We start from the raw sequence: 8034 nt of genomic DNA on the forward strand, positions 1-8034 counted from the left end.
GGGCGGCCGCCCCTACAGCATCCATGGCTTCCATGTAGTGATCCTTTTCGGCCCGGTTCACGCACCCGACCCTCAAGCATCAGGCGATGGGGTCGAAATCTGTCAAAATTAAGAGAAATGCCCAGTAAGCCGGCCTTTTGGCAGGACGGTGCCGGACACGTGTTCGCTTTGCCGCAATTATGGTCAAGGACTGGTTAACAAAGCGAGTCAGGGCGCCCCTCGCCGGCAAGTTGTGAAGGAACGGCCCCAACCGACGCACGTTACTCATAGCGCGCCGTTTGTCGCGCGCTCAAGAGGAGGATAAGCCATGACTATCCGTATCGCGTCCCTGGCTGCCATAACGGCCGCCGGGTTGCTTTTCGCTGCACCAGCCTATGCGGAAATGCTCAACATGACGGCCGAACTCACCGCCGCCGCCGAGGTTCCCGCCAATGAATCCGCGGCCACCGGCACACTCGAGGCAACCTACGATACCGAAACCATGATGTTCACCTGGACGGTGACCTATGACGGCTTGACCGGCGACGCCACCGCCGCGCACTTCCACGGCCCTGCCGCCGCCGACGCCACCGCCGGGCCGGTGGTTCCGATCGAAGGCGACCTCGCCAGCCCGATCGAGGGTTCGGCTACGCTGACCGAAGAGCAGGCGACGCAGCTCCAGGACGGCATGTGGTATTTCAACGTCCACACCGCCGAATATCCTGACGGCGAAATCCGCGGCCAGGTGATGGCCGCAATGTAGCTGCCAAGGGAACCGCTAAGCGGTTCCCTTCCTCTCCGCCAGCTCCCGAATGACCGCAGGCATTCGCGCCGGGCCACCGGACGTCTTGATCGCCACGACCACCACCGTGGCCCGCGTCAGCACCGTTTCACCCCGTAAAACCACCTGGCGGAGAGTCAGCCGTGCGCCGCTGATGGCAGCCACCTCGGTGGTCACTGTCAGCAGATCGTCGATATGGGCGGCGGCCTCGAACTCGATCTGCATGGAGCGCACCGCAAAGGCGATGCCCTGCGCCGCCAGTTCGAAATGGTGGATGCCCTCCGCACGCAGCAACTCGGTCCGCCCGCGCTCGAAGAACTTCAGATAACCGGCGTGATAGACATTGCCCGAAAAATCGGTGTCTTCGTAATAGATGCGGACAGGAAAGTGGTGCGTCGTCATCGCCCGTCAAACGCCTGTCTGCGCATGGTCTGGCTCATTCCTCCGGCTCCTCGAACAGGCTCTGCTGCATGCCGACAAACCCCTGCGGCACGGTTCTGCCGAGGTGCTGGAAGGCGGCGCCGGTCAGCATGCGGCCGCGCGAGGTGCGCTGGATGAAGCCCTGTTGCAGCAGATAGGGCTCGACGATTTCCTCGATGGCGTCGCGCGGTTCGCTGAGGGCCGCAGCGATGGTCTCGATGCCCACCGGGCCACCATTGTAGAAGTCGGCAATGGTGGTGAGGTAGCGCCGGTCGAGCTGATCGAGCCCGCGCGCATCGACATCGAGCCGCAGCAGCGCCTTGTCGGCAATGGATCTCGTGATCTCGCCCGACCCATCCACCAGCGCGAAATCGGTGACCCGTCGCAGCAGGCGTCCGGCAATTCGGGGGGTACCGCGGGAACGACGCGCGATTTCCATGGCGCCGTCGGGCGCCATCGGCATGCCAAGCAGCCGGGCGCCGCGCTGCACGATCTGCACCAGCTCCTCGGGCGTATAGAAATTGAGCCGTACCGGAATGCCGAAGCGATCGCGCAGTGGCGTGGTCAGCAGCCCCGCCCGCGTCGTCGCCCCCACCAGGGTGAACCTGGCCAGATCGATCCGCACCGAGCGCGCCGCCGGGCCTTCGCCGATGATCAGATCGAGCTGGAAATCCTCCATCGCGGGATAAAGGATTTCCTCGATCGCCGGATTGAGCCGGTGGATTTCATCGATGAACAGCACATCGCGTTCTTCCAGATTGGTGAGCAGCGCCGCCAGGTCACCGGCCTTGGAAATCACCGGACCCGACGTGGCGCGGAAACCGACGCCCAGCTCGCGCGAGATGATCTGCGCCAGAGTGGTCTTGCCCAGTCCGGGCGGACCGACGAACAGCACATGGTCGAGCGCCGCGCCGCGCTGCTTGGCCGCCTTGATGAAGACTTCAAGATTGGCGCGCGCATCGGCCTGCCCGACAAATTCGGAGAAGCCGGAGGGGCGCAGAGAGACGTCGAGCGGATCGTCACGACCAGCGGCGGGTGAGGTAAAGTCGATCACGCTGAAAGGTCCATTCCCGGACGGTGCATGCTCATGCTTAATTACTTCCGAAATCGAAGCCTTCGACCCGAACGCAGGCCGAGCGCACCGCCTTCTTGCCCTTCAGATCAGGGTTTGACCGCGACATGCGGTAAAACATCTTGGTGAGGTAATCGAGCCGCGCCTCGCAGGACCAGCGCAGCAGCGGAGCATTGAGGTCGTGGAACAGATAGGGCTTGGTCGAGCCGTCCGCCTCAAGGAAATAGATGGCGACCCCCACAACTTCGTTCTGGTCGGCCGAGGCCGGCGGCGTCATGACAGCGGCCATAAGCACCAGTACCAGCCATAGACGCCCGAGTGGTTTGCACGCTCGCATCGTCAGTCTTGCCCCGCTCATCAACTGCTCAACTCCCGCAGCCCCATTCGGATCAGCGTTTCGGTTTTCACGCCATCACCCTCACGCGCCACGATTCGCGCCAGCGCGGCCGAAGCCTGGGCGCTGGAATAGCCGAGATTGGTGAGGGCCGAGACGGCGTCGGTGATGGCACTCGGGGCCACGCCTTCGCCCAGGGCCGCCTGCAGCCCGAGTGTGCCGGCATCGATGCCGACCCCGGTGGGCACCTTGCCCTTGAGCTCGGTGACCAGGCGCAGGGCCAGTTTCGGGCCCACGCCATTGGCACGGCCGACCATGGCCTTGTCCTGCAGCGCAATGGCACTGGCCAATTCGGAGGGCGACAGCGCCGAGAGCAGGCCCAGCGCGACGCGGGCGCCGACGCCCTGCACGGTCATCAGCAGGTTGAACCAGGCTTTCTCGCTCTCGCTGGCAAAGCCGTAGAGCCGGATCATGTCCTCGCGCACGATGGTTTCGATGAACACCACGGCGGCATGACCCACCTGCGGCAGGGTCTGCAAAGTGCGGCTGGAGCAGAAGGCTTCGTAGCAGACGCCCCCGCAATCGATCAGCACGAAGTCGTCGCCGAAACTGTCCACCAGCCCCTTGAGCTTGCCGATCATGCGAGCGCCCTCAGCCGTTGATTGGCGACGCGGTGATGGGCGTGGCAGATGGCGATGGCCAGGGCATCGGCGGCATCGGCGCCCTTGAAATCGGCCGCCGGCATCAAGGTCTTGACCATCAGCGCCACCTGTCCTTTTTCGGCATGACCAGTGCCCACCACCGATTTCTTGACCAGATTGGCGGCATATTCGGCCACCGGCAGGCCACGCGCAGCCGGCGTCAGCAGCGCCACGCCGCGCGCCTGGCCCAGAATCAGCGCCGAGCGCGCGCCGGCATTGATGAAGGTTTCCTCCACTGCCGCCTCTTGCGGCGCGAAACGATCGAGCACCTCGCCCAACCCGGCAAACAATATCGCCAGCCGTTCGGCCAGCGAGAGGTCGACCGGCGGCGTCACCGTGCCGGCGGCCACAAAGGTCAACCGGTTGCCCAGGCTTTCGATCACCCCCCAGCCGCAGCGGCGCAGGCCGGGATCGATTCCGATGATTCGGGTAGCAGCACTCATGCGCCCATCCTTAATGAAGCCGCCCCAGCCTACCAAGCCCGATGTGAACAAAAAGGCAACAAGGGCGGTGGAAAAGCCGCCGATCGATAAAATTGTGGCCGGCGCGCAAAGATCGTCTTCATGCCGTCTGCTTAGCTTCGCCCGTGGGAATACAGGGGCAAACAATGACGGAACTTCGCAGGGAGTTACCCAGGCGAGCATGGCGGCGCATTGGCCGCGTCACCGGAGCGGTAACGGCCATTTCGGTCGCGCTGTCGGTGATTTTTACCAATTTGATTATGGAGATGTTCTCGGCTGGCATTAACGTTCAGGGGCTGGTCGTCTCGATCGTCATGCCAATCGCCCTGGGCGGACCGATGACGTTTGTCCTTGTGCTCAAGCACGAGCAGCTGCGCCACGCCAACAACCGGCTCGAGCACCTGGCGACTACCGATTGGCTGACGGCCTGTCTCAACCGGGGCGCCTTCACCCGCGCGGTGACCGACCATCTCGGCCGGCGAAAATCGGCAACTGAGAGCGGCGCGCTGCTGATTGTTGATGCCGACGACTTCAAGAGCGTCAACGACCGCTTCGGCCACCATCACGGCGACGAAGCCCTCAAGCTGATCGCCGCCGCGATTCGGCACGCGGTGCGCAGCAGCGATCTGGTGAGCCGACTGGGCGGCGAGGAATTCGGCGTCTTCCTGGCCGATGCCGATGCCGCCACAGCCGACCATGTCGCCGAGCGGATTCGCGGAGCCGTCGCCGCCATCGCCTTCCTGCCGGAAGGCCAGACCTGTGCCCTGTCCGTCAGCATTGGCGGCGCCACCTATGCGATGCGCGCCGAATTCGGCCATCTCTATCGCCTGGCCGATCGGCATCTCTACGAAGCAAAGAATACCGGCCGTGATCGCGTGGCCATGATGCAAGCCGCCTGACCACGGAGTGACCAAGCACCCCGCTACAACATCGCCTTCCACAAGCCAGCCACCCGCCTCCCCTGCTCCGGCTAGGGAAACGATCCGCCATTCCAGCCGCGAGAACCGCTCAATGTTGCCCTCCAAGACTTTGACTGCCTTGCAAAGCTGGTCCAGCGTCGGTCGCTGGACGCTCTTTGGCACCCTGGCCTGCGTGGTGATCTCGGTGGCGTTCAACGCGACCATGTTTGGCGATATGGGCGAAGCGGCGCTCCGGCGGTCCATTGTCAGCGCCACCGTGCTGCCGATCCTGCTGGGGGCGCCGCTGTTTCTCTATATGAGCCTGCGGGTGCGTGGCCTGGCGATCACCAATCTGCGGCTGGGCCTGGTCGCGCGGACCGACAGCCTGACCGCCTGCCTCAACCGGGGAGCCTTTACCAGCAAGGTCGGCACCCTGATGGCACAGCGCCTGGGCAAAGCAAGCGGCGCGCTGCTGATGATCGACGCCGATAACTTCAAGGCCATCAATGACCTGTTCGGGCACAATGCCGGCGACGAAGCGCTGACCATCATCGCACGCTCCATCCGCACCATCCTGCGCGCTGGCGATCTGGTGGGACGCATGGGCGGGGAGGAGTTTGGCGTGTACCTGCCCGATGTCGACCAGAAAAGTGCCGAGGCTGTCGCCGAACGTATCCGCCGCTCAGTGAACCTGGCGGTGTTCGCGCCCGACGGTCAGCAGCGACCGCTCTCGGTCAGCATTGGCGGCGTGGTCTTCGATGGGCCGGCGAGCTTCTCCGCGCTGTTCCGTATCGCCGATCAGCGGCTTTATGGCGCCAAGCAGACCGGCCGCAATCGCGTGACCGTGGTGCATGTGGCCGACCATCCGGAAATCGACTTCAAACGCAGCGCATGAAAAAGGGCGGCGCCGCGGCACCGCCCTGATCACTGCAACCTGAATGCGCTCAGGCTTCGAGCTTGGCCGCGTCTTCGTCGCTCATCTCGAAATTCGAATAGACGTTCTGCACGTCATCATCTTCCTCGAGGGTGGCGATCAGCTTCATCAGCGTCGCGCCCTTTTCGGCATCGATCGGCGTATTGGTCTGCGGCTTCCACACCGCCTTGACCGATTCGGCTTCGCCCAACACCTTTTCCAGCGCCGCGGCAACGTCCACCATCGCCTCGAAAGAGGTGGTGATATAGTGGCCTTCCTCGTCGCTTTCGACGTCGTCGGCGCCCGCCTCGATGGCGGCTTCCATCACCTTGTCTTCCGAACCGGCGGAAAGCGGATAGGTGATCTCGCCCACCTTGTCGAACATGAAGCCAACCGAGTTGGTTTCGCCCATTGCGCCGCCATGCTTGGAAAAGTAGGAGCGGACATTGGAGGCCGTGCGATTGCGGTTGTCGGTCAGCGTCTCGACGATCAGCGCCACGCCGCCCGGGCCATAGCCCTCATAGCGGATCTCGTCATAGTTATCGCCGTCCGAGCCGATCGCCTTCTTGATGGCGCGGTCGATATTGTCCTTGGGCATGGACAGCGCGCGGGCGTTGACCACCGCCAGACGCAGGCGCGAATTGAATGCCGGGTCCGGCATGCCCATCTTGGCGGCGACGGTAATTTCGCGCGCCAGCTTGGAGAAAATCTTCGAGCGCACCGCGTCGGACTTGCCTTTGCGGTGCATGATGTTTTTGGCGTGTGAATGGCCGGCCATCGGTCACTCCCCTCGTAACTGGAATTCTGGATTGGTGGCGCGTTATAGGCAAGCGCGGCAAAAAAGTGAAGCGGGCTAGAACACCGGCTCGGCTTGCGCCAGCGTCCCGCCGAGGCGGACCGGCAAAACCTTGACGGCGAGCCCACTGCGCGGATCGGTCTCGACCGCCACGCCGCATAGCGTCGCCTCGCCCTCGGCGGGGGTGAACCGGCCATTGGCAATGCCGGTCAGGAACCTGTTGAGCGGCTCTTCGGCATCGACGCCGATGATGGAATCGAAATCCCCGCACATGCCGGCATCGGCCATCAACGCCGTGCCACCCTTGAGGATGCGCTGATCCGAGGTCGGAATATGGGTATGGGTGCCTACGACCAGGCTTACCCGCCCATCCATGAAAAATCCCATGCCCTGGATTTCCGACGTCGCCTCGGTGTGGAAATCGACGATGATTGCGTCGGCCTGCTCTCCCAGCGGACACGCCGCCACCGCCGCCTCGACGGCGCGGAACGGGTCATCGGCCGGCCCCATGAAGACGCGGCCAAGCGCATTGACGACGAGGACGCGGTGCCCATTGCGCCCTTCAACAAACATGGCGCCGCGCCCGGGCGTGCCGGGCGCCATGTTGAGGGGGCGCAGGAGCGAGGTTTCCCGCTCGATGAAGGAGAGCGTATCGCGCTGATCGAAGGCGTGGTCGCCTAGCGTCACAATATCGGCGCCGGCGTCGCGCAGGCCCTTGAAGTGCGGCTCGGTGAGACCCCGGCCATGGCTGGCATTCTCGCCATTGATGACGACGAAATCGAACTTGTAGCGATCAATGATGCCCGGCAGGCGCTCGGCAACCGCATCCCGGCCGGAACGGCCCACCACATCGCCCAGAAACAGAAACCTCATGCCATGGCGCCAAAATGGCGCACACCGGCTTCGGTGACGACCGCATCGAGCGGCACGTCATGAGCCTCGCGCGGAATATGCTCCAGTTCCTGGGCGGCAAAGGCCAATCCCACCAGCTTGGGCCGCTTCTTCATCGTTGCCAGCGTCCGGTCATAATAGCCGCCACCATAGCCAAGGCGCGTGCCCTGGCTGTCAAAGCCGAGCAGCGGCATGATGACGATGTCGGGCTCGGCCTTGGGCGCCAGCTCTGCCGGCGCCAGCGTGCCGAAACCGGCCTCGTAGAGCGAGGCACCCTGCTCCCAGACCCGCAGGTCCAGCGGCGCCTCGGGCCCGAGCACGACCGGCAACACCACCGTCTGGTTGCTGTCCATCAGTCGCACCAGAATGGGCTGGCAGTCCAGTTCGTCGCGGATGCGCCAATATGCGGCGACCACGTCGGCCGGGCGGAGGACAATGCCCTCGAAGAAATGGTTGGCTGCCGCGCGCGCTGCCTCGGCGCGCTCCTGATGATCCATCGAAGCTCGGGCCACATGAGCCCGTATGCGCAACGCCGCCTTGGCTTGCTCGATCGTCTCGTCAACCATGGGGCGTACTGCAAACCTGCTTCAACAATAAGGTGCCGCCCTGGCCGTGTGATACACGATCCCGGGAACCTACTTTACGTAGGTGGGCGCCGTATGTCTGAGCCCAGGAGCCCAGTCAGGGACAGCTCCCTTAGGATCGTTAAGGCCCCGGGGATATAGGTATCCATCACGCGCCGGGCAGCAATTGAGATATAGGCGCTTTGGGTGGCCGTGCAAAGGGC

The 8034-nt window shown here is 63.8% G+C and carries 11 protein-coding genes and 1 other RNA gene; 3 read left to right on the top strand and 9 right to left on the bottom strand.

The genetic code is table 11. The annotated features are described in order from the left end of the window. Positions 1 to 307 precede the first annotated feature (307 nt). Complete coding sequence (locus V6M52_RS03395; RefSeq protein WP_332699443.1) at positions 308 to 742, top strand: CHRD domain-containing protein; 435 nt, start codon at positions 308 to 310, stop codon at positions 740 to 742. Between the two features lie 15 nt (positions 743 to 757). On the opposite strand, the gene ybgC is transcribed toward V6M52_RS03395, so the two are convergent. From ybgC to ruvC, 5 genes are all read right to left on the bottom strand, one after another. Continuing rightward, positions 758 to 1162 carry a tol-pal system-associated acyl-CoA thioesterase gene (ybgC, locus tag V6M52_RS03400; protein ID WP_332699446.1) on the bottom strand — a complete coding sequence of 135 codons (405 nt, stop codon included), beginning with the start codon at positions 1160 to 1162 and terminating at the stop codon, positions 758 to 760. 34 nt (positions 1163 to 1196) lie between these two features. Next, a complete protein-coding gene (gene ruvB, locus V6M52_RS03405; RefSeq protein ID WP_332699449.1) occupies positions 1197 to 2234 on the bottom strand; it encodes a Holliday junction branch migration DNA helicase RuvB in 1038 nt (345 codons plus the stop codon). 37 nt (positions 2235 to 2271) lie between these two features. Beyond that, positions 2272 to 2541: a hypothetical protein gene (locus V6M52_RS03410; RefSeq protein WP_332699452.1), complete on the bottom strand. Its 270-nt coding sequence runs from the start codon at positions 2539 to 2541 to the stop codon at positions 2272 to 2274. 68 nt (positions 2542 to 2609) lie between these two features. Next, positions 2610 to 3227 (bottom strand): Holliday junction branch migration protein RuvA, encoded by a 618-nt coding sequence (ruvA, locus tag V6M52_RS03415; protein ID WP_332693250.1) that lies wholly within the window; start codon positions 3225 to 3227, stop codon positions 2610 to 2612. Then, a complete protein-coding gene (gene ruvC, locus V6M52_RS03420) occupies positions 3224 to 3730 on the bottom strand; it encodes a crossover junction endodeoxyribonuclease RuvC (protein ID WP_332693247.1) in 507 nt (168 codons plus the stop codon). The genes ruvA and ruvC overlap by 4 nt, the downstream gene beginning before the upstream one ends. A gap of 164 nt (positions 3731 to 3894) precedes the next feature. Here ruvC and V6M52_RS03425 point away from each other — a divergent pair, with 164 nt between their 5' ends. Together V6M52_RS03425 and V6M52_RS03430 are read left to right on the top strand one after the other, a co-directional pair. Beyond that, on the top strand, positions 3895 to 4647 hold the full coding sequence (locus V6M52_RS03425; protein ID WP_332699455.1) for a GGDEF domain-containing protein: 753 nt from the start codon (positions 3895 to 3897) through the stop codon (positions 4645 to 4647). Between the two features lie 139 nt (positions 4648 to 4786). Then, entirely contained in the window at positions 4787 to 5542 is a 756-nt protein-coding gene (locus tag V6M52_RS03430; RefSeq protein WP_332693241.1) for a GGDEF domain-containing protein, read from the top strand. A gap of 49 nt (positions 5543 to 5591) precedes the next feature. On the opposite strand, the gene V6M52_RS03435 is transcribed toward V6M52_RS03430, so the two are convergent. The 4 genes from V6M52_RS03435 to ssrS form a co-directional block, all read right to left on the bottom strand. Further along, positions 5592 to 6338 (bottom strand): YebC/PmpR family DNA-binding transcriptional regulator, encoded by a 747-nt coding sequence (locus V6M52_RS03435; protein ID WP_332693238.1) that lies wholly within the window; start codon positions 6336 to 6338, stop codon positions 5592 to 5594. 75 nt (positions 6339 to 6413) lie between these two features. Further along, on the bottom strand, positions 6414 to 7229 hold the full coding sequence (locus tag V6M52_RS03440) for a TIGR00282 family metallophosphoesterase (protein ID WP_332693235.1): 816 nt from the start codon (positions 7227 to 7229) through the stop codon (positions 6414 to 6416). Next, complete coding sequence (locus V6M52_RS03445; protein WP_332693232.1) at positions 7226 to 7813, bottom strand: 5-formyltetrahydrofolate cyclo-ligase; 588 nt, start codon at positions 7811 to 7813, stop codon at positions 7226 to 7228. The genes V6M52_RS03440 and V6M52_RS03445 overlap by 4 nt, the downstream gene beginning before the upstream one ends. Before the next feature lie 28 nt (positions 7814 to 7841). Beyond that, positions 7842 to 8000, bottom strand: a non-coding RNA gene (gene ssrS, locus V6M52_RS19945) — 6S RNA. Positions 8001 to 8034 lie beyond the last annotated feature (34 nt).

Source organism: Devosia sp. (assembly GCF_036676215.1).
Taxonomy (GTDB): domain Bacteria; phylum Pseudomonadota; class Alphaproteobacteria; order Rhizobiales; family Devosiaceae; genus Devosia.

Excerpts from the sequence above, each read along its gene's own strand:
- V6M52_RS03440 (WP_332693235.1), bottom strand. The coding sequence starts at position 7,229 with ATGAGGTTTCTGTTTCTGGGCGATGTGGTGGGCCGTTCCGGCCGGGAT.
- V6M52_RS03435 (WP_332693238.1), bottom strand. The coding sequence starts at position 6,338 with ATGGCCGGCCATTCACACGCCAAAAACATCATGCACCGCAAAGGCAAG.
- V6M52_RS03425 (WP_332699455.1), top strand. The coding sequence starts at position 3,895 with ATGACGGAACTTCGCAGGGAGTTACCCAGGCGAGCATGGCGGCGCATT.
- ruvC (WP_332693247.1), bottom strand. The coding sequence starts at position 3,730 with ATGAGTGCTGCTACCCGAATCATCGGAATCGATCCCGGCCTGCGCCGC.
- ruvA (WP_332693250.1), bottom strand. The coding sequence starts at position 3,227 with ATGATCGGCAAGCTCAAGGGGCTGGTGGACAGTTTCGGCGACGACTTC.
- V6M52_RS03445 (WP_332693232.1), bottom strand. The coding sequence starts at position 7,813 with ATGGTTGACGAGACGATCGAGCAAGCCAAGGCGGCGTTGCGCATACGG.
- V6M52_RS03395 (WP_332699443.1), top strand. The coding sequence starts at position 308 with ATGACTATCCGTATCGCGTCCCTGGCTGCCATAACGGCCGCCGGGTTG.
- ybgC (WP_332699446.1), bottom strand. The coding sequence starts at position 1,162 with ATGACGACGCACCACTTTCCTGTCCGCATCTATTACGAAGACACCGAT.
- V6M52_RS03410 (WP_332699452.1), bottom strand. The coding sequence starts at position 2,541 with ATGGCCGCTGTCATGACGCCGCCGGCCTCGGCCGACCAGAACGAAGTT.